Origin of the sequence: Pseudomonas algeriensis (assembly GCF_048847255.1) — a bacterium.
Lineage (GTDB): Bacteria > Pseudomonadota > Gammaproteobacteria > Pseudomonadales > Pseudomonadaceae > Aquipseudomonas.
This window is the reverse complement of the sequence record NZ_JBKKRK010000015.1, coordinates 20242-43442: the sequence shown is the minus strand read 5'-3', so window position 1 is coordinate 43442 and position 23201 is coordinate 20242. Positions and strand designations below refer to the sequence as shown.

Annotated in this window: 23 protein-coding genes and 1 pseudogene; 14 read left to right on the top strand and 10 right to left on the bottom strand. The window is 61.4% G+C overall.

The window, feature by feature from the left end:
• Window positions 1-47 precede the first annotated feature (47 nt).
• The 3 genes from phaZ (at window position 48) to ACLK1G_RS20180 (ending at window position 3377) form a co-directional block, all read left to right on the top strand.
• Window positions 48-905: a poly(3-hydroxyalkanoate) depolymerase gene (gene phaZ / locus ACLK1G_RS20190; RefSeq protein ID WP_039592414.1), complete on the top strand. Its 858-nt coding sequence runs from the start codon at window positions 48-50 to the stop codon at window positions 903-905.
• Window positions 906-1016: 111 nt separating this feature from the next.
• On the top strand, window positions 1017-2699 hold the full coding sequence (phaC, locus tag ACLK1G_RS20185) for a class II poly(R)-hydroxyalkanoic acid synthase (protein ID WP_420767031.1): 1683 nt from the start codon (window positions 1017-1019) through the stop codon (window positions 2697-2699).
• A 57-nt stretch (window positions 2700-2756) separates the two neighbouring features.
• Entirely contained in the window at window positions 2757-3377 is a 621-nt protein-coding gene (locus tag ACLK1G_RS20180; protein WP_420767030.1) for a TetR/AcrR family transcriptional regulator, read from the top strand.
• Window positions 3378-3561: 184 nt separating this feature from the next.
• Here ACLK1G_RS20180 and ACLK1G_RS20175 read toward each other — a convergent pair whose 3' ends face one another.
• The 3 genes from ACLK1G_RS20175 to ACLK1G_RS20165 form a co-directional block, all read right to left on the bottom strand.
• Window positions 3562-4479, bottom strand: a complete 918-nt coding sequence (locus ACLK1G_RS20175) for a phasin family protein (RefSeq protein ID WP_420767097.1) — start codon at window positions 4477-4479, stop codon at window positions 3562-3564.
• A 10-nt stretch (window positions 4480-4489) separates the two neighbouring features.
• On the bottom strand, window positions 4490-4912 hold the full coding sequence (locus ACLK1G_RS20170; RefSeq protein ID WP_420767029.1) for a phasin family protein: 423 nt from the start codon (window positions 4910-4912) through the stop codon (window positions 4490-4492).
• Between the two features lie 258 nt (window positions 4913-5170).
• Complete coding sequence (locus ACLK1G_RS20165; RefSeq protein ID WP_420767028.1) at window positions 5171-5446, bottom strand: polyhydroxyalkanoic acid system family protein; 276 nt, start codon at window positions 5444-5446, stop codon at window positions 5171-5173.
• 154 nt (window positions 5447-5600) lie between these two features.
• Between ACLK1G_RS20165 and ubiE the strand changes: the two genes are divergently transcribed.
• From ubiE to ACLK1G_RS20110, 11 genes and pseudogenes are all read left to right on the top strand, one after another.
• Window positions 5601-6371, top strand: coding sequence for a bifunctional demethylmenaquinone methyltransferase/2-methoxy-6-polyprenyl-1,4-benzoquinol methylase UbiE (gene ubiE, locus ACLK1G_RS20160; RefSeq protein WP_420767027.1), 771 nt, complete (start codon window positions 5601-5603; stop codon window positions 6369-6371).
• Window positions 6371-6995, top strand: a pseudogene (locus tag ACLK1G_RS20155) (ubiquinone biosynthesis accessory factor UbiJ). The gene ubiE and the pseudogene ACLK1G_RS20155 overlap by 1 nt, the downstream one beginning before the upstream one ends.
• Window positions 6992-8596 (top strand): ubiquinone biosynthesis regulatory protein kinase UbiB, encoded by a 1605-nt coding sequence (gene ubiB / locus ACLK1G_RS20150; protein WP_420767026.1) that lies wholly within the window; start codon window positions 6992-6994, stop codon window positions 8594-8596. The pseudogene ACLK1G_RS20155 and the gene ubiB overlap by 4 nt, the downstream one beginning before the upstream one ends.
• Before the next feature lie 125 nt (window positions 8597-8721).
• Window positions 8722-9120: a phosphoribosyl-AMP cyclohydrolase gene (gene hisI, locus ACLK1G_RS20145; protein WP_420767025.1), complete on the top strand. Its 399-nt coding sequence runs from the start codon at window positions 8722-8724 to the stop codon at window positions 9118-9120.
• The gene (locus ACLK1G_RS20140; protein ID WP_047699744.1) at window positions 9113-9445 is read left to right on the top strand and encodes a phosphoribosyl-ATP diphosphatase; all 333 of its coding nucleotides are present in this window, start codon (window positions 9113-9115) and stop codon (window positions 9443-9445) included. The genes hisI and ACLK1G_RS20140 overlap by 8 nt, the downstream gene beginning before the upstream one ends.
• Before the next feature lie 24 nt (window positions 9446-9469).
• Window positions 9470-9757, top strand: a complete 288-nt coding sequence (locus ACLK1G_RS20135; protein ID WP_420767024.1) for a twin-arginine translocase TatA/TatE family subunit — start codon at window positions 9470-9472, stop codon at window positions 9755-9757.
• 10 nt (window positions 9758-9767) lie between these two features.
• Entirely contained in the window at window positions 9768-10181 is a 414-nt protein-coding gene (tatB, locus tag ACLK1G_RS20130) for a Sec-independent protein translocase protein TatB (protein WP_420767023.1), read from the top strand.
• Entirely contained in the window at window positions 10178-10972 is a 795-nt protein-coding gene (gene tatC, locus ACLK1G_RS20125; RefSeq protein WP_420767022.1) for a twin-arginine translocase subunit TatC, read from the top strand. The genes tatB and tatC overlap by 4 nt, the downstream gene beginning before the upstream one ends.
• The gene (locus tag ACLK1G_RS20120) at window positions 10969-11676 is read left to right on the top strand and encodes a 16S rRNA (uracil(1498)-N(3))-methyltransferase (RefSeq protein WP_420767021.1); all 708 of its coding nucleotides are present in this window, start codon (window positions 10969-10971) and stop codon (window positions 11674-11676) included. Before tatC ends, ACLK1G_RS20120 begins: the two co-directional genes overlap by 4 nt.
• A gap of 119 nt (window positions 11677-11795) precedes the next feature.
• A complete protein-coding gene (locus tag ACLK1G_RS20115) occupies window positions 11796-13712 on the top strand; it encodes a methyl-accepting chemotaxis protein (protein WP_420767020.1) in 1917 nt (638 codons plus the stop codon).
• Between the two features lie 15 nt (window positions 13713-13727).
• The gene (locus ACLK1G_RS20110; RefSeq protein ID WP_420767019.1) at window positions 13728-14060 is read left to right on the top strand and encodes a hypothetical protein; all 333 of its coding nucleotides are present in this window, start codon (window positions 13728-13730) and stop codon (window positions 14058-14060) included.
• Here ACLK1G_RS20110 and mdoH read toward each other — a convergent pair.
• From mdoH to hutG, 7 genes are all read right to left on the bottom strand, one after another.
• The gene (gene mdoH / locus ACLK1G_RS20105) at window positions 14048-16618 is read right to left on the bottom strand and encodes a glucans biosynthesis glucosyltransferase MdoH (protein ID WP_420767018.1); all 2571 of its coding nucleotides are present in this window, start codon (window positions 16616-16618) and stop codon (window positions 14048-14050) included. The two genes, ACLK1G_RS20110 and mdoH, sit on opposite strands and share 13 nt — an antisense overlap.
• Window positions 16611-18353 (bottom strand): glucan biosynthesis protein, encoded by a 1743-nt coding sequence (locus ACLK1G_RS20100; protein ID WP_420767017.1) that lies wholly within the window; start codon window positions 18351-18353, stop codon window positions 16611-16613. The genes mdoH and ACLK1G_RS20100 overlap by 8 nt, the downstream gene beginning before the upstream one ends.
• A 350-nt stretch (window positions 18354-18703) precedes the next feature.
• Window positions 18704-19141, bottom strand: a complete 438-nt coding sequence (gene dtd, locus ACLK1G_RS20095) for a D-aminoacyl-tRNA deacylase (protein ID WP_420767016.1) — start codon at window positions 19139-19141, stop codon at window positions 18704-18706.
• The gene (pip, locus tag ACLK1G_RS20090; protein WP_003196909.1) at window positions 19138-20109 is read right to left on the bottom strand and encodes a prolyl aminopeptidase; all 972 of its coding nucleotides are present in this window, start codon (window positions 20107-20109) and stop codon (window positions 19138-19140) included. The genes dtd and pip overlap by 4 nt, the downstream gene beginning before the upstream one ends.
• A 104-nt stretch (window positions 20110-20213) precedes the next feature.
• Window positions 20214-21101, bottom strand: coding sequence for an alpha/beta hydrolase (locus ACLK1G_RS20085; protein WP_420767096.1), 888 nt, complete (start codon window positions 21099-21101; stop codon window positions 20214-20216).
• 51 nt (window positions 21102-21152) lie between these two features.
• The gene (locus ACLK1G_RS20080) at window positions 21153-22100 is read right to left on the bottom strand and encodes a choline ABC transporter substrate-binding protein (protein WP_420767015.1); all 948 of its coding nucleotides are present in this window, start codon (window positions 22098-22100) and stop codon (window positions 21153-21155) included.
• Window positions 22101-22394: 294 nt separating this feature from the next.
• The gene (gene hutG, locus ACLK1G_RS20075) at window positions 22395-23198 is read right to left on the bottom strand and encodes an N-formylglutamate deformylase (protein WP_420767014.1); all 804 of its coding nucleotides are present in this window, start codon (window positions 23196-23198) and stop codon (window positions 22395-22397) included.
• Window positions 23199-23201: the final 3 nt, after the last annotated feature.

The following is a 23201-nucleotide window of genomic DNA, read 5'->3' as shown; positions in this document are numbered from 1 at the left end:
GAAGCTTGAAGCTGCCATTCTGCTTTTTTAACCCCAGGGCTTGAAGCATGCCGCAACCGTACATCTTCCGTACCGTCGACCTGGATGGCCAGACCTTGCGCACCGCGGTACGTCCCGGCAAGCCCCATTTGACCCCGCTGCTGATTTTCAACGGCATCGGCGCCAACCTGGAGCTGGTCTTCCCATTCATCGAGGCCCTGGACCCGGACCTGGAAGTGATCGCCTTCGATGTGCCCGGGGTCGGCGGTTCGTCTACACCGAGCCGGCCGTATCGCTTTCCCGGCCTGGCCAAGCTCACCGCGCGGATGCTCGATTACCTGGACTACGGGCAGGTGAACGTGATCGGCGTGTCCTGGGGCGGCGCCCTGGCGCAGCAGTTCGCCCACGACTATCCGGAGCGCTGCAAGAAGCTGGTGCTCGCCGCCACGGCCGCCGGCGCGGTCATGGTGCCCGGCAAGCCGAAGGTGCTGTGGATGATGGCCAGCCCCCGGCGCTACGTGCAGCCGTCACATGTCATGCGCATCGCTCCACTGATCTACGGCGGCTCGTTCCGCCGCGACCCAAGCCTGGCGGCCCGTCACGCGGCCAAGGTGCGTTCGGCCGGCAAGCTCGGTTATTACTGGCAGCTTTTCGCGGGCCTTGGCTGGACCAGCATCCACTGGCTGCACAAGATCCACCAGCCAACGCTGATCCTGGCCGGAGACGACGACCCGCTGATTCCCCTGATCAACATGCGCATGCTGGCCTGGCGCATTCCCAATTCTCAGTTGCACATCATCGATGACGGCCATCTGTTCCTGATCACACGGGCCGAGGCCGTGGCACCGATCATCATGAAATTCCTGGAGGAAGAACGTCAGCGCGCGGTCATGCACCCACATCCCGCACCGCTGGGTGGCGGCTGACACCGCCCATTGCGCCTGGCAGGACGCCGGATCACGCAACTACCCGAAACAGCGTCTATGTTGTCTGGTTCGGTGTGTTTGTTTTTAGCCTGATGACGAAGGAGTTGACTCATGCGCGACAAACCGGCGAAGGGTTCCATGCCCGCCCCTGCCAGTTTCATCAATGCACAGAGCGCGGTCACCGGCCTGCGCGGCAGGGACCTGCTTTCTACCTTGCGCAACGTCGCCGCTCATGGCTTGCGCAATCCGGTGCACAGCGCCCGGCATGCGTTGCGGCTGGGCAGTCAACTGGGGCGCGTGCTGCTGGGCGAAACGCTGCACCCCACCAACCCCAACGACAAGCGCTTCGCCGACCCGACCTGGCAGCTCAATCCATTCTATCGTCGTAGCCTGCAAGCCTACCTGAGCTGGCAAAAGCAGGTCAGGAGCTGGATCGACGAAAGCGACATGAGCGAGGACGATCGCGCCCGTGCCCATTTCACCTTCTCCCTGCTCAACGACGCGGTGTCGCCCTCCAATACGTTGCTCAATCCGCTGGCGATCAAGGAACTGTTCAACTCCGGCGGCACCAGCCTGATTCGTGGCATCAGCCACCTGGTGGACGACCTGCTGCACAACGATGGGCTGCCCCGGCAGGTCACGCCCCAGGCTTTCGAAGTCGGCAAGACCCTGGCAACCACACCCGGTGCGGTGGTGTTTCGCAACGAGCTGCTGGAACTGATCCAGTACAAACCGATGAGCGAAAAGCAATTCGCCACGCCAGTGCTGATCGTGCCGCCGCAGATCAACAAGTTCTACATCTTCGACCTCAGCCCCTCAAATAGCCTCGTCCAATACGCCCTGAAAAACGGCTTGCAGGTCTTCATCATCAGTTGGCGCAACCCCGACGTTCGCCATCGTGAATGGGGCCTGTCCAGCTATGTCGAGGCGACGCAAGAAGCCATGAACGTCTGCCGGGCGATCACCGGCGCACGGGAAGTCAACCTGTTGGGCGCCTGCGCCGGCGGCATGACCATCGCCGCCTTGCAAGGCCATTTGCAGGCCAAGCGCCAGCTGCGCCGGGTCGCCAGTGCGACGTACCTGGTCAGCCTGCTGGACAGCGAGATGGAAAGCCCGGCAACGTTGTTCATCGACGAACAGACTCTCGAAGCCGCCAAGCGTCGCTCCTACCAGCGAGGCATTCTCGACGGGCGCGACATGGCCCGCGTATTCGCCTGGATGCGCCCCAACGACCTGATATGGAGTTATTTCGTCAATAACTACTTGCTGGGCAAGGAGCCGCCGGCGTTCGACATCCTGTACTGGAACAACGACTGCACTCGGCTTCCGGCGGCGTACCACGGCGATCTGCTGGACTTTTTCAAGCACAACCCGCTGACCCGCCCGGGCGCGCTGGAGGTGTGCGGCACGCCGATCGATTTGCAAAAAGTCACGGTGGACAGCTTCAGCGTGGCGGGCATCAACGACCACATCACCCCATGGGACGCGGTGTACCGCTCCACGCTGCTGCTGGGGGGCGACCGCCGTTTCGTGCTGTCCAACAGCGGTCACGTGCAGAGCATTCTCAACCCGCCGGGCAACCCCAAGGCCAACTACATCGAGAACCCGAAGCTGAGCAGCGACCCCAGGGCTTGGTACTACGACGCCAAGCACGTCGAGGGGAGTTGGTGGCCCCAGTGGCTGGGCTGGATCCAGGAACGCTCCGGCGAACAGCGCGAAACGGTCATGGCGCTGGGCAACAGCAAATATCCGCCTCTGGAAGCCGCGCCCGGAAACTATGTACGGGTGCGCTGAAGGCCTCACCACGGCCGCATCGCGGACCGTGGCACGACTCACCATAAAGAAGACCGGATGAAGACCCGCGACCGTATCCTTGAATGTGCCCTGCAGTTATTCAACGAAAAGGGCGAGCCGAACGTTTCCACCATGGAAGTCGCCAACGAAATGGGCATCAGCCCCGGCAACCTGTATTACCACTTCCACGGCAAGGAACCGCTGATACTCGGATTGTTCGAGCGATTCCGGGCCGAGCTGGCGCCACTGTTGGACCCACCTGCCGATGCACAGCTGGCGCCGGAGGACTATTGGCTGTTCCTGCACCTGATCGTTGAACGCCTCGCTCAGTACCGGTTCTTGTTCCAGGACCTGTCGAACCTGGCCGGGCGCCTGCCGAAGCTGGCCAAGGGTATTCGCCAGTTGCTCAACGCGCTGAAGCGAACCCTGGCCTCATTGCTGGCGCAACTCAAGGCCCAGGGGTTGTTGGTCAGCGACACCCAGGCGTTGGGGCAACTGGTGGAACAGGTCACCATGACCCTGCTGTTTTCCCTGGACTATCAGCGGATCCTGGATCGCGAAGGCGACGTTCGCCTGGTGGTCTATCAGGTCATGATGCTGGTGGCGCCACACCTGCCGCCGGCGATCAAGGTCGCCACCGAGCAAATGGCGTTGCGGTATCTGGAAGAGCACGAATAACGAACGGCAGTGGCAGTGGCATACCCATTGTGGGAGCGAGCCTGCTCGCGATGGCTGCGGCACATTCAACGACAATGTGTACCGGCACACCGCCATCGCGAGAAAGCTCGCTCCCACAGTAGGGTTCTATGGCGCAAAAAAAACCCGGCCATTACAGGCCGGGCGTTTTTTTCAGCTCTGTAGATCAGGACTGGGTGGGAGGCGTCGATGGAGTCGGCGTAGATGTTGGCGTGGCCACCGGGGTTGGAGCCGAGGCGGAGTTCGCCGTGCTCACCGGAGCTGTTGCCGGTTTGGCGGCGGCGGTTGGCGCCTTCGGTGCAGCCGCTTTTGGTGCAGCCGGTTTCTTCACGGCCGGCTTCTTGGCCGCTGCGGGTTTCGCTGCTGCCTTGGCCGCAGGTTTGGCCGCCGCTTTTGCCGCTGGCTTGGCTGCCGGTTTGGCGGTAGCCGGTTTGGCTGCGGCGGTTTTCGCCGCCGGTTTAGCTGCGGGTTTAGCCGCAGCCTTGGTTGCTACCGGCTTGGCCGCTGCCTTCGCAGCTGGTTTGGCCGCTGCGGTTTTGGCCGCAGGCTTGGCCGCCACTTTTGCCACAGGCTTGGCCGCCGCCTTGACCAGTGGCTTGGCCGCCGCCTTCGCCGCAGGCTTGGCCGCCGCCGTCTTGGTTGCCGTAGCCTTGGTCGCAACCGGTGTGACCTTGGCCCCGGTGAGTTTTTCGATCTGCCTGGTCAGGGTGTCGACCTTGTTGTGCAGTTCCTTGACTTCATTGCGGCTGGGCACGCCCAGACGGGAGATCGCGCTGTTCAGGCGCTTGTCAAAAGCCCCTTCCAGCTCACCCCATGTGCCCAACGCACGGTCCTTCGCGCCGCTGATGCGCGACTTGGCGGACTCGGCAGAGTCCTTGGCTGCGTCGACTTGCTTGCCGACTGCCGTCTTGGTGAGTTTTTCGGCTTTCTCGCCGTCCTTTACCAGGGACTCGAAGAGTTTGCTGCCGTCAGTGTCGATCTTCGAGTACACGCCTAAACCAGCAAGCCAGATTTTGCGGGAGTACTTTTCAATCTTCCCGGCCCACGAGCTGCCTTCTTTTTCGGTGATTTTTTTGCCAGCCATCCCGTTCTCCTTAATGTTTACGCGCGACACGTTCGAGCAATGCCGTCAGCTCATCGAGCTTAGCAGAGAGTGCCTCAACGTCATGTTTAGACGGAATGCCGATACGATTCAAGGCACTTGCAACACGGGCGTCGAATACTTTCTCGACTTTGTCGAGTTGAACTTCGACCCTGGCCTTGAACGTATTGACCTCGGACTTGGCTTCGATCAGTTCGCTATTGGCCGCTTCAAGTTTCCCGGCAATCTTCTTTTTGCCTTTGGTTTCAACTACTTCGCCAGCCTTTACCAACTCCTGGAAGTACTCGCTGCCTTCCTGGCCGACCTTTGTATAGGCGCCCAGGCCCGCTAGCCAGATCTTGCGCGCATACGTTTTAACGTCGCTCAGCGTGGAAGATTCAACGTCCGTTTTTTTCTTCAGGATAACTTTGGCCATGGTGCACCTCACTCGAAAAAGGTTTGAGGAACTGCCCGCACACGGACGGGCTCAGGCACAAAGTAGTGGCAATAATTAGAAACGGCACCCTAACAACCGACACAAATCCCGAGACATCTGATTTCCAATGTGGGAGCGAGCCTGCTCGCGAATGCAGGGTATCAGCGACATCAGTATTGAATGGCACACCGCTTTCGCGAGCAGGCTCGCTCCCACAGGAGATTGTGCTCAACTTAAGTTTTGCGCGTTTCCAATCAATCAAGCCAACGCCTTATCCAGCGCCTTTTCGATTTCCCCCTTGATCGTGCCGCTCATGGCCGACATCAACATGCCCAACTCCACATCGACGCGAATCGAATCCTCGCCTACATGCACTTCGCCCTTGACCCCGGAGCGCTTGAGCTTCAGCGTGTCGCCTTCCCACGTGGGCTCCAGGCCATAGCTGTCGGACAGTTTCTGCGCCAACTTCTCAGCCTTTTCACGGGCCGCTTCCTTGCCCAAGCCATGTTCACGTTCAACCGTTATACGGGCCATCTGATAACTCCTGCTTGATCGAGACTTGCCTGAACGTTCAGACCCTGCCTGCGTCAAAACGTCCGGGCGATGGTTCATCTTACCTGCAGCCTTGCCAAGACAAAGCCCTCCACCGGGATTAGAATGTCCCGCATTCTTTTTTGGTGACAGCGATATGACTGATCAGCGCAAAGGCAGCGATGCCGAACCCACCACTCACTTCGGCTTCAAGAACGTGCCGGAAAGCCAGAAGGCGGAAAAAGTCGCTGAGGTTTTCCACTCGGTGGCGGCCAAGTATGACTTGATGAACGACTTGCTTTCGGGCGGCATGCATCGTCTCTGGAAGCGTTTCGCGATCGAGCTGTCGGGCGTGCGCAGCGGCAACCGCGTGCTGGATATCGCCGGTGGCACGGGCGACCTGACCAGGAAGTTCTCCCACATCGTCGGCCCGACCGGCCACGTGGTGCTCGCCGACATCAACGAGTCCATGCTCAAGGTCGGCCGCGACCGCCTGCTGGACCTGGGTGTGGCCGGCAACGTCGAGTTCGTCCAGGCCGATGCCGAAAAGCTGCCTTTCCCGGATAACCACTTCGACTGCGTGACGATCGCCTTCGGCCTGCGCAACGTGACCCACAAGGAAGACGCCCTGCGCTCGATGCTGCGCGTGCTCAAGCCTGGTGGCCGGTTGCTAGTGCTGGAATTCTCCAAGCCGACCAATGCGCTGATGTCCAAGGCCTATGACGCCTATTCGTTCGCCTTCATGCCGCTGATGGGCAAGCTGATCACCAACGATGCGGAAAGCTATCGCTACCTGGCCGAATCGATCCGCATGCATCCGGACCAGGAAACACTGAAGTCGATGATGGTCGAGGCCGGTTTCGACCGGGTGACCTATCACAACATGACTTCAGGCATCGTCGCCCTGCACCGCGGTATCAAGCCCTGATGTTGCTCACCGGCCTGCTCGCCAGCGTGGAACTCGGGATCAACCGAGTCCTGCGCCTGGACAGTACGGCGCCGGTGCGCCTGGCGCGCTTGAGTGGCAAGGTGATCGCTGTCGACTGCCGCAACCCGGCATTGCAACTGTTTATCCTGCCCAGCGATGAAGGCCTGATGCTCGCCGCCCATTGGGAAGCCGAAGCCGATTGCACGCTGCGAGCCCCGGCATCGAGCCTGCTGGAGCTAGCGCTGAGCAAGAACAAGACCGCCGTGCTGCACGGCCCGGACGTCGAGCTCGACGGCGACAGCGGTGTGCTGCTGGAGCTGGCGGCGATCCTTCAGGACCTGGAGCTGGACTGGGAATACGAAGTGTCCCGCTGGATCGGTCCGGTGGCGACCCAATTGCTCAGCGGTCACCTGCGCAGCCGCAGCCGCTGGTACCGCCAGGGCTTTGCCAGCCTGGGACAGAATCTGAGTGAATACCTGGCCGAAGAATCGCGTACCCTCGTGGGCCAACGCGAGGCCCAGGCCCGTTTTGATGAACTGGACCAGGTCAAGCTTGACCTGGAACGTCTCGAGGCGCGTTTCGAGCGCCTTTCCCGATCCCTTGAATCCAAGCGATAACGCATGAAGCTGCTTGCCGTCCGCCGTCTGTTGCGCATCCAGCGCGTCGTGATCCGCTACCGCCTCGATGACCTGCTGTTCGCCTTGCCGCTGCCCTGGTTCCTCCTGGCGCTGCGCTTTGTGTTGCCATGGCGCTGGTTCCCCCGGCGTACCCTGGACCTGACTCGCGGCGCACGCTTGCGCCTGGCCTTGCAGGACCTGGGGCCAATCTTCATCAAGTTCGGGCAGATCCTCTCGACCCGTCGCGACCTGTTGCCCGAAGACATCGCCGATGAGCTGATGCTCCTGCAAGACCGCGTGCCGCCGTTCGACTCGAAGTTATCGGTGGCGCTGATCGAAGGGCAATTGGGCAAAAAGATCAGCGAGGTCTTCAGTCGCTTCGATGTCGAGCCCCTGGCCTCGGCGTCGGTCGCCCAAGTCCACGCTGCCCAGCTCAAGACGGGTGAAGAAGTGGTGGTCAAGGTGATTCGTCCCGGCCTGAAGCCGATCATCGCCCAGGACCTGGCGTGGCTGTTCATTCTTGCCCGCGCCGCCGAGCGGTTGTCTGCCGACGCGCGCCTGCTGCACCCGGTGGACGTCGTCCAGGATTACGAAAAGACCATCTACGACGAACTCGACCTGCTGCGCGAGGCCGCCAACGCAAGCCAACTGCGTCGCAACTTCGAAGGCTCGCCGCTGCTCTATGTGCCGCAAGTCTATTGGGACTGGTGCCGGCCGAAAGTCTTGGTGATGGAGCGCATCTACGGCATCCAGGTGACTGACCTGGCGACCCTGGCCGACCAGCGCACCGACATGAAACTGCTTGCCGAGCGCGGTGTGGAAATTTTCTTCACCCAGGTGTTTCGCGACAGTTTCTTCCACGCCGACATGCACCCAGGCAACATTTTCGTCAGTACGGTGCAGCCGTGGAGCCCGCAGTACATTGCGATCGACTGCGGCATCGTCGGCAGCCTCACCCCCGAGGACCAGGACTACCTGGCCCGCAACCTGTTCGCCTTCTTCAAGCGCGATTATCGCCGCGTCGCGCAGTTGCACATCGACTCGGGCTGGGTGCCCGCCGAAACCAAGCTCAACGAATTCGAAGCGGCGATACGCACTGTGTGCGAGCCGATCTTTGAAAAACCATTAAAGGATATTTCCTTCGGCCAGGTCCTGATGCGCCTGTTCCAGACCGCGCGACGCTTCAACATGGAAGTTCAGCCGCAGCTGGTACTGCTGCAAAAAACGCTGTTGAACATCGAAGGCCTCGGCCGCCAGCTGTACCCGGACCTGGACCTTTGGAACACCGCCCAGCCCTTCCTCGAGCGCTGGATGCGCGAGCGAATGAGCCCGAAAGCCTTGCTGGGCAACGTCCAGAGCCAATTCGAACAGCTCCCGCACCTGGCCAACATGACCCGCGACCTGCTCGAACGCATGTCCCAACCCCACGCCAACGACCCCGCTCCACCATGGAAACGCCGTCGGGACGACTGGTTCCTGCGTTTGCTCGGCGCGGCCCACCTGGGTGGCGGCGCGGTGCTGGCGGCCGGTGGGCCGTTGAGCCAACTGGGCCATTGGCCCGCCGGCGTCATGGTGGCCGTTGGTTTGTATCTGGTCGTTCGCCGATAGCACGAAACAGCTGCAAGCGATAAGCTGCAAGCCGCGAGCTCAAACGGTTGGACCTATCACTCAACCCCTACACAGAATCGCTTTTACTTGCAGCTGGAAGCTTGAAGCTGCCGTCAGGACCGAAGATGAAAAACTGGCAGGACGAGATCAAATGGGACGCCGACGGCCTGGTGCCGGCCATCGCCCAGGATCACAAGACCGGGCGCGTGTTGATGATGGCCTGGATGAACCACGAGGCACTGGCGCTGACCGCTGCCGAGAATCGCGCCATCTATTGGTCACGTTCCCGTGGCAAGCTGTGGCGCAAGGGCGAAGAGTCCGGGCATGTGCAGCACCTGCATGAGATGCGCCTGGATTGCGACGGTGACGTCATCATCCTGATGGTCGAGCAGGTCGGAGAAATTGCCTGCCATACCGGCCGTCAAAGCTGCTTCTATCGAGTCTTCGAGAACGGCGACTGGAAAACCGTCGACCCGGTGCTCAAGGACCCGCATGCCATCTATTCAGGACATACCCATGAGTGACACCCTGACCCGCCTGGCCCAGGTGCTGGAAGAGCGCAAGGGCGCAGCGGCCGACAGCTCCTATGTCGCCAGCCTGTACCACAAGGGCTTGAACAAGATTCTGGAAAAGGTCGGCGAAGAATCGGTCGAGACCATCATCGCCGCCAAGGACGCCGCCGTCAGCGGAGACTGCAGCGACGTGATCTACGAGACCGCCGACCTTTGGTTTCACAGCCTGGTGATGCTGGCCCAGCTGGGGCAGCATCCCCAGGCCGTACTGGATGAACTGGACCGTCGCTTCGGTCTGTCCGGGCACGTCGAGAAAGCCTCGCGCCCATCCGCCTGATCAATTCTTGAGAGGAATAACCACATGGGTATTTTTGATTGGAAACACTGGGTCGTCATTCTGGTGGTCGTGGTGCTGGTGTTCGGCACCAAGAAATTGAAGAACCTCGGCACCGATGTCGGTGAGTCGATCAAGGGTTTTCGCAAGGCCATGAACGATGACGAGAAACCGGCCGACACCACGACCAACCAGGCTCAACCCGTGCCACCGGCCCAACCGGTCCACCCGCAGGCCACACAGCCTGTGAATGCACCGAACACCATCGACGTGCAGGCCCAGAAAGTCGAAGAGCCAACCCGCAAAGACTCGTGAGCACTGACTAATGTTTGGGATCAGCTTCACTGAACTGCTGCTCGTCGGCCTCGTTGCCCTGCTGGTGCTGGGTCCCGAGCGCCTGCCGGGCGCTGCGCGTACCGCCGGCCTGTGGATCGGCCGCCTGAAGCGCAGCTTCAATGCGATCAAACAGGAAGTTGAACGTGAAATCGGTGCCGACGACATCCGTCGGCAACTGCACAACGAACACATCCTGTCGCTGGAACAGGAAGCGCGAAAAATCTTCACGCCGACCCAGCAGGAGCCGACACCGGTCCAGCCTGTGGCCGAGCCGACGACCGCACCCCAGGCACCGGCTGTCGAAGCCTCGCCAGCGGTGGCTGAACCGGTTAAACCGGTCGATCCGGCGCCTGCGACGACACCGACTCCCAACGATCCCACTTTGCCGCCGCGAGCCCCATGAGCGATATCCCTGAAAACGACCAGCCAATGCCGCTGGTATCGCACCTCACCGAGTTGCGCACCCGCCTGCTGCGTTGCGTCGCGGCGGTTTTCGTTATCTTCGCCGGGCTGTTTGCCTTCACCCAGCAGATCTACACCTTCGTCTCCACGCCGCTGCGCGAGTACCTGCCGGTGGGTGCGACGATGATCGCCACCGACGTGTCGTCGCCGTTCCTGACGCCGCTGAAGTTGACGATGATGGTCTCGCTGTTCCTGGCGATCCCGGTGATCCTGCATCAGATCTGGGGCTTCATCGCACCGGGCCTGTACAAGCACGAAAAACGCATCGCCGTGCCGCTGCTGGTGTCGAGCATCCTGCTGTTCTACACGGGCATGGCCTTCGCCTACTTCTTCGTGTTCCCGCTGATCTTCAAATTCTTCGCCGCCGCCACCCCGGCGGGCGTGGAAATGATGACCGACATCACCAGCTACCTGGATTTCGTCATGACGCTGTTCTTCGCCTTCGGCGTGGCGTTCGAGATCCCCGTGGCGGTGGTGCTGCTGGTGTGGATCGGCGTGGTCGATGTCGCCTACCTGAAGAAGATCCGCCCGTACGTGATCATCGGCTGCTTTGTGGTCGGCATGATCCTCACACCACCGGACATCTTCTCCCAGACCTTGCTGGCGGTACCGATGTGGCTGCTGTTTGAAATCGGCATCCTGTTCGGCGGCCTGGTGCGCAAGCGCCGGGAAGAGCCTGAGGACCAGCCCGTCGATGATCACAACGACCAGCCGCCAGCGACCCAAGCGTGAACCTGCTGCTGCTCGAAGAGGCCGATTTCATCGGGCCTGACCGCGTCGTCCTGAGCGACCGTCGGTTGACCCATATGCAGGAAGTCCATCGCTGTATTGTCGGCGACAGCCTGCGGGTCGGCCGCATCGACGGCTTGATGGGCTCCGCCCAGGTGCTGCGCCTGGACCCTCGCGAGGCCGAACTGCAAGTGACCCTCGACCAGCCACCGCCGGCCAAATTGCCGCTGACGCTGGTACTGGCATTGCCGCGACCGAAGATGCTCAGGCGAGTGTTCCAGACCGTGGCGACCATGGGCGTGCCGCGTGTGGTACTGGTCAACAGTTACCGCGTGGAGAAAAGCTTCTGGCAGACGCCATTCCTGGAGCCCGAAGCCATTCGCGAGCAATTGATCCTGGGCCTCGAGCAGGCCCGGGACAGCGTGCTGCCTGAGATCGTCATCGAAAAGCGCTTCAAGCCCTTCGTCGAGGATCGCCTGCCGGCCATCGTCGATGGCACCCTCGGGTTGGTCGGCCACCCCGGCAATCATCCGCCTTGCCCCCGGGCACTGACGGAACCGGTGACCCTGGCAATCGGCCCGGAAGGTGGCTGGATTCCTTACGAGATCGACCTGCTGGGCAAGGCCGGCTTGCAGCCGGTGCAGCTGGGCGACCGGATCCTGCGGGTCGAGACCGCCGTCACTGCCCTGCTGGCGCGGTTGTTCTGACCCTGCAACACGCTGACAGACACCTCGCCACGAAATCTCGGCAAACGCCTACAGAACCCACCAAAGCCGCCGATACAGTCCCCATAAAACCAATATAAACGCTCCAAGGGAGTATCAGCATGTTCCGGTGGCTTGCCCAGGGTCTGGGAAATGTAAGCGTCAATCGCAAACTCGGCGCGGGCTTCGGCCTCGTGCTGTTCCTCACCTTGATGATTGCATTCACCGGTTGGTCCGGCCTGGGCAATGTCATCAGCCGGGGCGACAAGCTGGGGTTCATTGCCAGTCTCAATGACTTGAGCAAGGACCTGAACCTGGCCAGCATCGACTACAACACCACCCGGGGCGAGAAAGGGCCGCAAAAGGTCAATGACCTGCTGGCCAAACTCGAGGCTGGGCTCCAGACAGCGCGCCAGTTGATCGAACAACCAGCCGATGTGGCGCTTATCGATGCGCAATTGGCCGCCGTCGCTGAATACAAGAGCGCCTTTGCCCTGATGGCCAGCGCTACCGTCAGCCGCGAAGACGCCCGCAGCAAGCTCGGCGCCAGTGCCGACAACACGGTGGCCCGCGTCGCCGAGGTGGAAAAGGCAACGTTGCAAAGCGGAGACATCACGCAATTCAACAGCGTGGTGGCCCTCAGCAAGGCGATCCAACAGGCGCGCTATCAGGTTCGCGGCTACACCTACAGCGGCAAAAGCGAGGCCCAGCAACCGGCCATCGACGCAATCACCGATGTCCTGAAACTGCTGGCACGCTTGCCAGCCCAGTTGCCCGAGGAGCACGCCGACAAACTTCAGCAGGCCAGCGACTCGATGAATGTCTATCGAGCGGCGGTCAGCCAGTTTCGTGATTCCCAGCTCGACAACGGCGCTGCGCTGCAGCGCATGATCGAGCAAGGCCAGGTATTGATCGATTCCAGCCAGAAACTCACCGTGTCCCAGACCGCCGTGCGCGACCACGACACAGCTCAAGCCAAGACCGTCCTGATCGCAGCCGCCGCCCTGGCCCTGTTGTTTGGCGTGGTCGCTGCCCTGGTCATTACCCGCCAGATTGTCGGCCCGCTGGATGAGACGCTGAAGGTGGCGGAACGCGTCGCCGCAGGCGACCTCACCCACAACCTCACGTCTGACCGCCGCGACGAACTCGGCCAACTGCAACGGGCCATGCAACGCATGACCGTGGGCTTGCGGCAGCTGATCGGTGGCATCGGTGAAGGCGTCACCCAGATTGCCAGCGCCGCTGACCAACTCTCCGCCGTGACCGAGCAGACAAGCGCCGGGGTCAACAGTCAAAAAGTGGAAACCGATCAGGTTGCCACGGCCATGCATGAGATGACCGCCACGGTGCAGGAAGTGGCCCGCAACGCCGAGGAAGCTTCCGAGGCCGCCGTCGCAGCCGACCAACAGGCCCGTGAAGGCGACAAGGTGGTTGGCGAAGCCATCGCTCAGATCGAGCGCCTGGCTAAAGAGGTGGGCAACTCCACCGCTGCCATGGGCGATCTGAAGCGTGAAAGCGACAAGATCGGCAGCGTCCTGGACGTGATCAAGTCCGTGGCCCAGCAAACCAACCTGCTGGCCCTCAACGCAGCCATCGAGGCAGCCCGTGCTGGTGAAGCCGGGCGAGGCTTCGCCGTGGTGGCTGACGAGGTTCGCAGCCTGGCCCAACGCACCCAGAAATCCACCGAAGAAATCGAAGAGCTGATCGTCGGTTTGCAAAACGGTACCGAACAGGTCGCGACCATCATGGACAACAGCCGCAGCCTGACCGACAGCAGCGTCGAACTGACCCGCCGCGCCGGGGGCTCACTGGAGAACATCACGCGCACGGTGTCGGCGATCCAGTCGATGAACCAACAGATCGCCGCGGCTGCCGAACAGCAAAGCGCCGTCGCTGAGGAGATCAACCGAAGCGTGCTGAATGTGCGTGATGTGTCGGAGCAGACAGCGTCGTCCAGCGAGGAAACCGCAGCTTCGAGCGCTGAACTGGCGCGGCTGGGGGTTCACTTGCAAACGTTGGTGGGGCGGTTCAGGGTTTAACTTGGACTAGAGGGCTTGCTCGCGAAAGAAGATATCGAATATGCCGGCCTCATCGCGAGCAAGCTCGCTCCCACATTTGATCTTCAGCGCCGCAGCTCTCACCTACACCGCAAACCCATTGTGGGAGCGAGCCTGCTCGCGATAGCGGTGTCACGGCCAGTGGAGATGTTGAATATGCCGGCCTTATCGCGAGCAGGCTCGCTCCCACATTTGATCTTCAACGCCGCAGCAGTCATGTACACAGCAACGCCATTGTGGGGCGGGTTTGCTGGAAAAACTGAGTTTGCGCCCAACAAAAAGCCCCGCTTCCTTTCAGAAGCGGGGCTTTTTGTTTATCAGGCCAACTGAGGCTGTACGCTAACCGGCTGAAGCGGCAGCAACGGTGCATGCGGATCGGCCTTGACCGACTCACGCCATGCCGCCAGCCACTCGGGATGCGCCTCGTTCCAGACCTGCTCATGCAGGCGGGACAAGGCCACCGGGTCGCTCAGCAGCGCCAGTCGCTCGGCATTGCTGAGACCGGCCGGGCCAGCCTTCAGTGCGTGACGGACGCGTTCGACCCGTAGCCATTCAATCGGTTCGGCCTGGCCGTGACGGGAAGTCGCCAATGCACACGCCAAAGCATTCTGTTGCGGATCGACCACCGCCCGGATGAAGCCGTCGTTCAGCGCGTGCCAACGGTTTTCGTGGGTGTACTGGTCAGTCGACAGCAGCTCCTGAGGCGGTGCGTATTCCTCGGGGATCAGGAACAGGCTTTCATCACGGGACTTCAAGCCCAGGCCCACGCGACTGGAAATCACCGAGACCGGGATCGACAGCATCAGCGAGCCGACGATCGGCACGAGCCACCACAGGAAGCTTGGGTTCAGCCAGATCACCAGCAGTGCCCAGAAGAAGCCCAGCAAGGTCTGCGGGCCGTGGCGCTTGATGGCTTCGCTCCATGGCGTGGAGTCGTCGTCGCGCTTGGGCGAGTTCCAGGTCGCGGCCCAGCCCAGGAAAGCGGCAAGGACGAAGCGGGTATGAAAGATCATGCGCACCGGCGCCAGCAACATGGAGAACAGCATCTCCAGCAGCATCGACATCGTGACCTTGAACTTGCCACCGAACTCTTTCGCGCCTTTTGCCCAGATCAGCACGATACTCAAGAGCTTGGGCAGGAACAGCAGCACGATGGTGGTCGAGAACAGGGCGATGGCCTTCTCCGGGTGCCATTGCGGCCAGAGCGGATACAGCTGGCGCGGCTCCAGGAAGTATTGCGGCTCCATCAGCGTGTTCACGGCCAATAGCGCGGTGGACAGCACCAGGAAGAAGAACCACAGCGGCGCCGACAGGTAGGACATCACGCCCGTCAGGAATACCGCGCGGTGCACCGGGTGCATGCCCTTGACCAGGAACAGCCGGAAGTTCATCAGGTTGCCGTGGCACCAGCGACGGTCACGCTTGAGTTCGTCCAGCAGGTTCGGCGGCAACTCCTCGTAGCTGCCTGGCAAGTCATAGGCAATCCACACGCCCCAACCGGCGCGGCGCATCAGCGCCGCTTCAACGAAGTCGTGGGATAGGATCGCACCCGAGAACGCCCCTTTACCCGGCAACGGCGCCAGGGCGCAGTGGTCGATGAACGGTTTCATGCGGATGATCGCGTTGTGGCCCCAATAGTGCGACTCACCCAACTGCCAGAAGTGCAGGCCGGCGGTGAACAGTGGACCATAGACGCGGGTGGCGAACTGCTGCATGCGTGCATACAGCGTGTCCATGCCCGAGGCTTTTGGCGCGGTCTGGATGATGCCGGCGTCCGGCGTGGCTTCCATCAGACGCACCAGGCTGGTCAGGCATTCGCCGCTCATCACGGAGTCTGCATCGAGCACGACCATGTACTTGTAGTCACTGCCCCAACGACGGCAGAAGTCGTCGAGGTTGCCGCTCTTGCGCTTCACGCGGCGACGGCGACGGCGATAGAAGATCTTGCCGAAGCCGCCGGCTTCCCGGCAGACATCCAGCCAGGCTTGCTGTTCGGCGACGCAGATATCGGTCTCGTTACTGTCGCTGAGCACGAAGAAGTCGAAGCGATCCAGGTCACCGGTGGCCGCGACGGATTCGAAGGTGGCGCGCAGCCCGGCGAATACCCGTGGCACATCCTCGTTACAGATCGGCATCACCAGCGCGGTGCGAGCGTCTTTCGGAATCGGCTCGTTGCCGGCGCTGGCACCGGAGATACGGTACTTGTCATGACCGGTGAGCAGTTCGAGAAAGCCCATCAGCGCGGTCCAGAAACCGGCCGACACCCAGCAGAACAGGATCCCGAACATGATCAGGATGCTGGTTTGCAGCGCATACGGCAGCACTTGCGTGGCCGTTTGCAACAACGGCTGGTGCAGCACTTCGTCCAGGTCCACTAGCGACCAGCCCTGGTACGGCATGATGCCTTTCATGTACCAGCCGGCGACGATGGTCTGGCCGAGCATCAGTATCAGCAGGATATAACGACGGATCGACCCCACGGTGCGCCAGCGAGCGTGCGGCAAAACGCGCTCGTCCTTGGGCGGCTTCGGCGGGTTGGTGCGACCGGTCAGGCGGCGCCATGCACGCACCAGGATATTGGTACGCCATGGCTCCGGCACGACCTTGGTCCGGCGAATCGGCGGCGTTGCTTTCAAGCACACCCGACCACTGGAATCGAGCGCCAGCATTTCGGCGTCCTCGAGTTCCTCGGCGGTGCTCAGCGTCAGGCGACGGCCTACCGAGGCTTGGGCCGCCTCGGTGGGTGCATCGAATGTCGGCGAAGCCAGGCGTTCATGCAGTTCGCTGAAGGACTTGCAGCCCGCCAGCTCGGCGCGCTGCTCGTCGGTCATCGGCAAATGGGCCAGATACTCGCGAAGAGATTCTGGTTGTACGGGAGTATTACTCATCGGCAGGCAACTGATAGCTCCAGGTCTCGGTCAGGACTTGCTCAGTCTGTTCCGGTTCCTGCGGGGTTGGGGTCGGCTCGGCGGCGGCGGTGGACGCCTTGACGGCCTTGGCTTCTTTTTGCTCGTTGGCTTGCTCGTTGGTTTTTTCTTTCTCGCTCTGCTGCTTGGCAACCTTGTCGGCCTTGGCCAAGGTGGTCACGGAATGCGAGGCGGCCGGCAGTTCGACCGGCACAAGCGGCCGGACCAGGGCGGCACGCATTTCGGTGGCCTTGCTCGGGTCCTTGATCTTCAGGCGCAGCGTCAAGCGCCAGCCCTTGGTTTCCGGGTTGTAGCGCACGCTGTTTTCAACGATCTCGGCGTTGTCGCCGACGCTCACCTGGCTACGCACTTCTGCGTTTTCCGGCAGCGCTTGCAGGGACGGGCCTTCAAAATCGACCAGGTAGGCCACGCTGCCATCCGGTTGGCGGATCAGGTTGGACTGTTTGACGTCACCGGTGGAACGCAGGGTCTGCTTGACCCAGGCGCTGTCTGGCGAGTGCAGGCTGGCTTCATCGAGGGTCCAGTGCAGACGATAGGCGAAGTCCAGAGGCTGGCCTGGCTCAGGCAGCTTTTCCGGGCTCCAGAACGCAACGATGTTGTCGTTGGTTTCATCGGCAGTCGGGATCTCGACCAGGTTCACGGTGCCCTTGCCCCAATCGCCTTTCGGCTCGATCCAGGCGCTTGGACGCTTGTCGTAACGGTCGTCCAGGTCCTCGTAGTGGCTGAAGTCACGGCCACGTTGCAGCAAGCCGAAACCACGCGGGTTTTCCACCGAGAAGCTGCTCACGGCCAGGTGTTTCGGGTTGTTCAAGGCACGCCAGATCCACTCGCCGTTGCCGGCATGAATGGACAGACCGCTGGAGTCGTGGAGCTCGCGACGGTAGTTCAGCACTTTGGACGGCTGGTTGGCGCCGAACAGGAACATGCTGGTCAACGGGGCGATGCCCAGCTTGTTGACGCGATCACGCAGGAATACGCGCGATTTCACGTCGACCACGGTGTCGGTGCCTGGACGCAGCGTCAGGCGATAGGCGCCGGTAGCCCGTGGCGAATCCAGCAAGGCGAAGATCACCAGATGCTTGTCGGTCGGTTTCGGGCGCTGGATCCAGAATTCGCGAAAGCGTGGGAACTCTTCACCCGACGGCAGTGCGGTGTCGATCGCCATGCCACGCGCGGACAAGCCGTAAACCTGGCCTTTGCCGATGACGCGGAAGTAGCTCGCGCCCAGCATGGTCATGATCTCGTCTTGCTTGTCGGCCTTGTTGATCGGGTACAGCACACGGAATCCCGCGTAGCCCAGCTGTTCGGTCGCCTTGGGATCGAACTTGACGTCACCGAAATCGAAGCGCGCCGGGTCATATTTGATCTCATCGACGGTGGTCGCGGTGATCTCATTGATTTTCACCGGCGTGTCGAAGTGCATGCCCTGGTGATAGAACGACAGCCGGAACGGCGTCTTCTGGTCGGCCCATTCAGCTTTTTCAGTGCGGAAACGAATTTTCTGATAATCGGCGAACTTCATTTCGCGGAATTCATTCGGCAAATTGCTGCGCGGGGCTTCGAACTTCTGCCCGGCCAGTTCTTGTGCCTTCGCCGATACATCATCCAGGCTGAATGCCCACAGTTGGCCGGCGCCAAACAGGCACAACAGGGCCGAGCCCGCTACCAGAGCGTTTCTAAACCGTTTGGCAGTCATTTTTGGTGCATTACAGGGACTAACAATCACGAGCAACCCTCGCCGAAAACTGATCAAAAAACCAACGGCCAGATAAAGTATCTACACGGTAACGGCGCTGAAAAACCGTTCCTGCGGACCACTCTTGCCAAGTTGGCGAGCATTGTTCCGACTCCGACGGGGCAAAATGATTCCCCAAACGGTTCAGGACAAGTCTCTACCTAAGTCAAATGGACCAGCGAACGCTGGTCCCCCGTAGCGCGCGATTATCTAGTAGGCCGCGTGACAACGCATCAGGGCTAGCAAAGTATTTATCGAGAAAACATCCTGTTTTGCCTCGAAACCGGACCGAAAAGATGTTTCAAACGCTTTCAGGCCTGTAACAGAAAGGTTACCGGGCCATCATTGACCAGATGCACTTGCATGTCGGCGCCGAATCTACCTGATGCCACGGTGCCATGCACCTGTTTCGCCTGGCTGAGCAAATAGTCGAACAACTCTTCACCGAGAGCGGGAGGCGCGGCGGTCGAAAAACTCGGGCGCAAGCCGCTCCTGGTATCCGCCGCCAGGGTGAATTGCGACACCAACAGCAAACCGCCCTGCACATCCACCAGGGACAGGTTCATCTTCCCGTCGGCGTCGCTGAACACCCGGTAGTTAAGCAGCTTATGCAAGAGTTTGTCGGCGTGGGCAGGGGTATCCCCGGGCTCGACAGCCACCAGCACCAGCAAACCATGGTCCACCGCACCGACAATTTCCCCCGCGACTTCTACCCGGGCGCCGCGAACCCGCTGCAGCAACCCTTTCATGCTTCTTCGGGCGGCAGATCAAGCAGGCGTCGGGCCATTTGCGCGGCCGCGCGCACCAGCGCATCGGTGATCCCTGGCTCCGAGGCTGCATGGCCGGCGTCGCGAATCACCTGCAACTCGCTGTTGGGCCAGTTCTGGTGCAGCTCCCAGGCGTTGTCCAGTGGGCAGATCACATCGTAGCGGCCATGCACGATGACGCCGGGCAAATGGGCGATCTTGCCCATGTCGCGGATCAACTGGTTGGGTTCAAGAAATGCATTGTTGGTGAAGTAGTGGCATTCGATCCGGGCAATCGACAGCGCGCGCTGTGGCTCGGAGAAGCGGTCGACCACCAGCGGGTTCGGGCGCAGGGTAGCGGTACGGCCCTCCCACGTCGACCAGGCCTTGGCCGCGTGCATCTGGGCGATCTGGTCGTTACCGGTCAGGCGCTTGTGAAAGGCGCTGAGCAGGTCGTCGCGCTCATCCAGTGGGATCGGCGCGATGTAGTCCTGCCAGTAATCCGGAAACAGGCGGCTGGCGCCGGCCTGGTAGAACCACTCGATTTCCTGGGGACGGCAGAGAAAGATCCCACGCAAGATCAAGCCATGCACCCGCTCCGGATGGGTCTGAGCGTAGGCCAGGGCCAACGTTGACCCCCAGGAGCCGCCGAACAGCACCCACTTCTCGATGCCCAGGTGTTTGCGGATGCGCTCCAGGTCCTCGACCAGATCCCAGGTGGTGTTGTTTTCCAGGCTGGCGTGAGGCGTGGAACGACCACAACCGCGCTGGTCGAACGTGACGATGCGATACAGGTTCGGATCGAAGTAGCGGCGGCTTTGCGCATCGCAACCGGCCCCCGGGCCACCATGAATGAACACCACCGGCAGGCCTTCTGGCGAGCCGCTTTCATCGACGTAGAGCGTGTGGGTGTCATCGACAGCCAGATCGTGCCGGGCATGGGGTTTGATCTGCGGGTACAAAGTCTGCATTGCGCGCTCCGTAAGGGGTCGAGTCATCCCTGTGGGGACTTCTATTTAGTCTGCCGTCCGGCATCATAAACCCGAATCACCTCAATGAGCATGCCCCCGCACAGTCAAAGCGTGTCAGCCAGGTATGCCAGCAGTGTGCGATACATCTGATCGACCTCTGGCACCAGGCCACGTGCGCGCAGGCAACCGTGGACCAGCCCTTCCCCCCGATACAGGACCGACACGCCCCCTGCGACATTCAATCGCTCGTGATAAAGAACGCCGTCATCACGCAGGGGGTCCCATTGCGCGACGGCGACAAAGGCAGGCGCCAAACCGCTCAGATCGTCGGCAAGCAACGGGGCGGCGTAGGGCGTGGGGGCGGCACCGTGCAGGTACATGGCGTCGTAGCGTTGCAGGTCGCTGCTGCTCAAGAGAGGTGCGTCGAAACACTCCTGGCGCGACGGCAAATGCGCGGGGCCGCCTAGCGCCGGGTAAATCAGCACTTGGGTTCGCGGCTGAGGCTGGCCTGCATCACGCAGGGCCAGGCACAACGCGGCGGCGAGATTGCCTCCAGCGCTGTCGCCAGCCAGCGCTTTGCGTCGTGGATCAATGGCGAATGGGACGTCTGCCAAGTGATGCCACACCGCGAGGCAGTCTTCGAAACCGGCCGGATAGGGATGCTCCGGGGCGAGCCGGTAGTCCACCGCCACGACCAGCACACCAAGGCTTTCAGCCAGCTCCATGCAAATGAAGTCATGGGAATCCAGGTCCCCTACCACCCAGCCACCACCGTGCAGGTAAAGGATGCACGGCCAGCCGGCCAATGGTGGCGCGACGCGCGCGTGATAGGTGCGGATGGCCACGCCAGCCAATTGCAGGTCCTCGACCGCAAGCGTTGACGGGCGCGACGGGGTGAACGCCCGACACATCTGGCTGTAGGCCTCGCGCGAGCCGGCGAGGCTGTCGTCCGGGCTGGTGAAGCTCAGGGTCTTGTCGATGAAGGCAGTCATTGCCTGGGAAAGTGGGTAGGCCACGGGGTTCTCAATGTCCAGGAGCTTGCATCAGTTCTTGAGACTCGCCTGCACCGCTGCAATTCCATCCTTGCCGTCGAAGCTGGTCACGCCGGCCAGCCAACGCTGCAGATCCTCGGGGTGCTCGCGCAGCCATTGCCTTGCGACGTCCTGGGGAGTCTTGCGCTCCATGATCGGCACCATCAGCTGACTTTCCTGGGCAGCGGTAAACGTCAGGTTTTCCAGCAGCCGCTGGACGTTGGGGCAACGCTGGGCGTAGTCCGGCGCGGTCACGGTGGAGACAGTCGCGGCACCTTCGTTCGGGCCATACACGTCTTCGCTGCCCGTCAGGTAGGCGATATTCATGTTGATGTTCATCGGGTGCGGGGTCCAGCCAACGAAGACCACGAACTCCTTGCGATTCACCGCCCGTTGCACCGCCGCCAACATCCCCGCCTCGCCGGATTCGATCAGTTTGAAATCCTTGAGGCCAAAGTGATTGGTCTCGATCATGGTCTTGATGGTGGTGTTGGCGCCACTGCCCGGCTCGATGCCGTAGATCTTGCCGCCGAGCTCACCCTTGAACCGGGCGATATCGGCAAAGCTCTTGAGCCCTGCCGCCGCCACGTAATCGGGCACGGCGAGCGTGGCCTGGGCGTCGGCCAGGCTAGGTTTGTCCAGGACCTTCACTTGGTTGGCCGCCAGGAACGGGGCGATGTTCTTGTCCATCGCCGGTTTCCAATAGCCCAGGAAGATATCGAGTCGCTTGTCGCGGATGCCGGCGAAGATGATCTGTTGCACGGCGCTGGTCTGCTTGCTTTCGTAGCCAAGGCCGGTGAGCAGTACGTCCGCCATGCCACTGGTGGCAATGACGTCGGTCCAGTTGACCACGCCCATGCGTACGGCCTGGCAAGACGCAGGCTCGGCGGCCATCGCGCCGGAGCTTAGTAGAACGGTACCGCAGAGGAACGATAGACAGCGTTTGGACAGTCTTTTCATCGCGTGGGTCTCGTGCGGCAGTGGATTGTTGTAGGTCGGCGTCTAGATGCACCGTGCCTGGAACATTACGCAGCGTCGAGGGGGCGAAGGTGAACTGTGGCGACTTGGTTTTGCACGGTGGCGACAGTCCCCATTCCAGGGAGTCAGCGCCCATAAACCTGTGGCGAGGGGATTTATCCCCGCTGGACTGCGTAGCAGTCCCAAAATTCTGAATCCGTGTGGATCATCTATTTTTGGGGCCGCTTCGCGACCCAGCGGGGATAAATCCCCTCGCCACAGGTATTGGGTAGGTCTTTATTTCTTGTAGGCCTGCCGCCCCCACGCCAGGTAGCCTTCCAACAATTCCCTGAGCACCACCTGGGTCGGCGCCGCCAGGTCGGGCCGATAGTTGAACGGTTCGAACTCTTCCATGTAGGTGCTCTGGCATAGCTCCAGTTGCACCGCATGGATGTCCTGGGCCGGGTTGCCGTAGTGGCGGGTGATGTGCCCGCCCTTGAAACGCCCGTTCAGCACGTGGGTGAACTGATCATGGCGGGCGCAGATGCCTTCGAGCTCGCTCGCCAGCGTCGGATTGCAACTGGCGCCGTTGAAGGTGCCCAGGTTGAAATCCGGCAGCTTGCCGTCAAACAGGTGCGGGATCACCGAGCGGATCGAGTGGGCATCGAACAGCAAGGCATAGCCGAACTCGGCCTTGAGCCGCGCCAGTTCTTGCTGCAGCGCTTGGTGATAGGGCATCCAGACCCGTTGCAGGTACGTCGCCCGCTCTTCGGCGGATGGCTCCAGACCTTCACGAAACAACGGCACGCCATCGAACAGCGTCGCCGGGTACAAGCCGGTGGTGGCACCGACGTACATCGGTTTGTCATCGGAGGGCCGGTTCAGGTCAACGACGAACCGTGAGTATTCGGCGGCCAGGGTGCTGGCGCCAAGCTCATCGGCAAACTCATAGAGCCGCGGAATGTGCCAATCGGTGTCCGGCAGGCTTTGGGCTTGCGGGATCAATCCGGCCTGTACCGCCGGGGTCAGGCGCAGGCCGGCATGAGGCATGCTGATCAACAGCGGCACGCGCCCTTGCTTGAAATTCAGGACCTTCTCCACAAC

What these genes read in the sequence shown, in the direction of transcription:
- pip (WP_003196909.1), bottom strand. Translation starts at nt 20,109, where the DNA reads ATGCAGACTTTGTACCCGCAGATCAAACCCCATGCCCGGCACGATCTG.
- mdoH (WP_420767018.1), bottom strand. Translation starts at nt 16,618, where the DNA reads ATGAGTAATACTCCCGTACAACCAGAATCTCTTCGCGAGTATCTGGCC.
- hisI (WP_420767025.1), top strand. Translation starts at nt 8,722, where the DNA reads ATGAAAAACTGGCAGGACGAGATCAAATGGGACGCCGACGGCCTGGTG.
- ACLK1G_RS20165 (WP_420767028.1), bottom strand. Translation starts at nt 5,446, where the DNA reads ATGGCCCGTATAACGGTTGAACGTGAACATGGCTTGGGCAAGGAAGCG.
- ACLK1G_RS20180 (WP_420767030.1), top strand. Translation starts at nt 2,757, where the DNA reads ATGAAGACCCGCGACCGTATCCTTGAATGTGCCCTGCAGTTATTCAAC.
- ubiE (WP_420767027.1), top strand. Translation starts at nt 5,601, where the DNA reads ATGACTGATCAGCGCAAAGGCAGCGATGCCGAACCCACCACTCACTTC.
- ubiB (WP_420767026.1), top strand. Translation starts at nt 6,992, where the DNA reads ATGAAGCTGCTTGCCGTCCGCCGTCTGTTGCGCATCCAGCGCGTCGTG.
- ACLK1G_RS20170 (WP_420767029.1), bottom strand. Translation starts at nt 4,912, where the DNA reads ATGGCCAAAGTTATCCTGAAGAAAAAAACGGACGTTGAATCTTCCACG.
- phaC (WP_420767031.1), top strand. Translation starts at nt 1,017, where the DNA reads ATGCGCGACAAACCGGCGAAGGGTTCCATGCCCGCCCCTGCCAGTTTC.
- ACLK1G_RS20135 (WP_420767024.1), top strand. Translation starts at nt 9,470, where the DNA reads ATGGGTATTTTTGATTGGAAACACTGGGTCGTCATTCTGGTGGTCGTG.
- tatC (WP_420767022.1), top strand. Translation starts at nt 10,178, where the DNA reads ATGAGCGATATCCCTGAAAACGACCAGCCAATGCCGCTGGTATCGCAC.
- phaZ (WP_039592414.1), top strand. Translation starts at nt 48, where the DNA reads ATGCCGCAACCGTACATCTTCCGTACCGTCGACCTGGATGGCCAGACC.
- ACLK1G_RS20115 (WP_420767020.1), top strand. Translation starts at nt 11,796, where the DNA reads ATGTTCCGGTGGCTTGCCCAGGGTCTGGGAAATGTAAGCGTCAATCGC.
- dtd (WP_420767016.1), bottom strand. Translation starts at nt 19,141, where the DNA reads ATGAAAGGGTTGCTGCAGCGGGTTCGCGGCGCCCGGGTAGAAGTCGCG.
- ACLK1G_RS20085 (WP_420767096.1), bottom strand. Translation starts at nt 21,101, where the DNA reads ATGACTGCCTTCATCGACAAGACCCTGAGCTTCACCAGCCCGGACGAC.
- ACLK1G_RS20100 (WP_420767017.1), bottom strand. Translation starts at nt 18,353, where the DNA reads ATGACTGCCAAACGGTTTAGAAACGCTCTGGTAGCGGGCTCGGCCCTG.
- ACLK1G_RS20140 (WP_047699744.1), top strand. Translation starts at nt 9,113, where the DNA reads ATGAGTGACACCCTGACCCGCCTGGCCCAGGTGCTGGAAGAGCGCAAG.
- ACLK1G_RS20080 (WP_420767015.1), bottom strand. Translation starts at nt 22,100, where the DNA reads ATGAAAAGACTGTCCAAACGCTGTCTATCGTTCCTCTGCGGTACCGTT.
- tatB (WP_420767023.1), top strand. Translation starts at nt 9,768, where the DNA reads ATGTTTGGGATCAGCTTCACTGAACTGCTGCTCGTCGGCCTCGTTGCC.
- ACLK1G_RS20175 (WP_420767097.1), bottom strand. Translation starts at nt 4,479, where the DNA reads ATGGCTGGCAAAAAAATCACCGAAAAAGAAGGCAGCTCGTGGGCCGGG.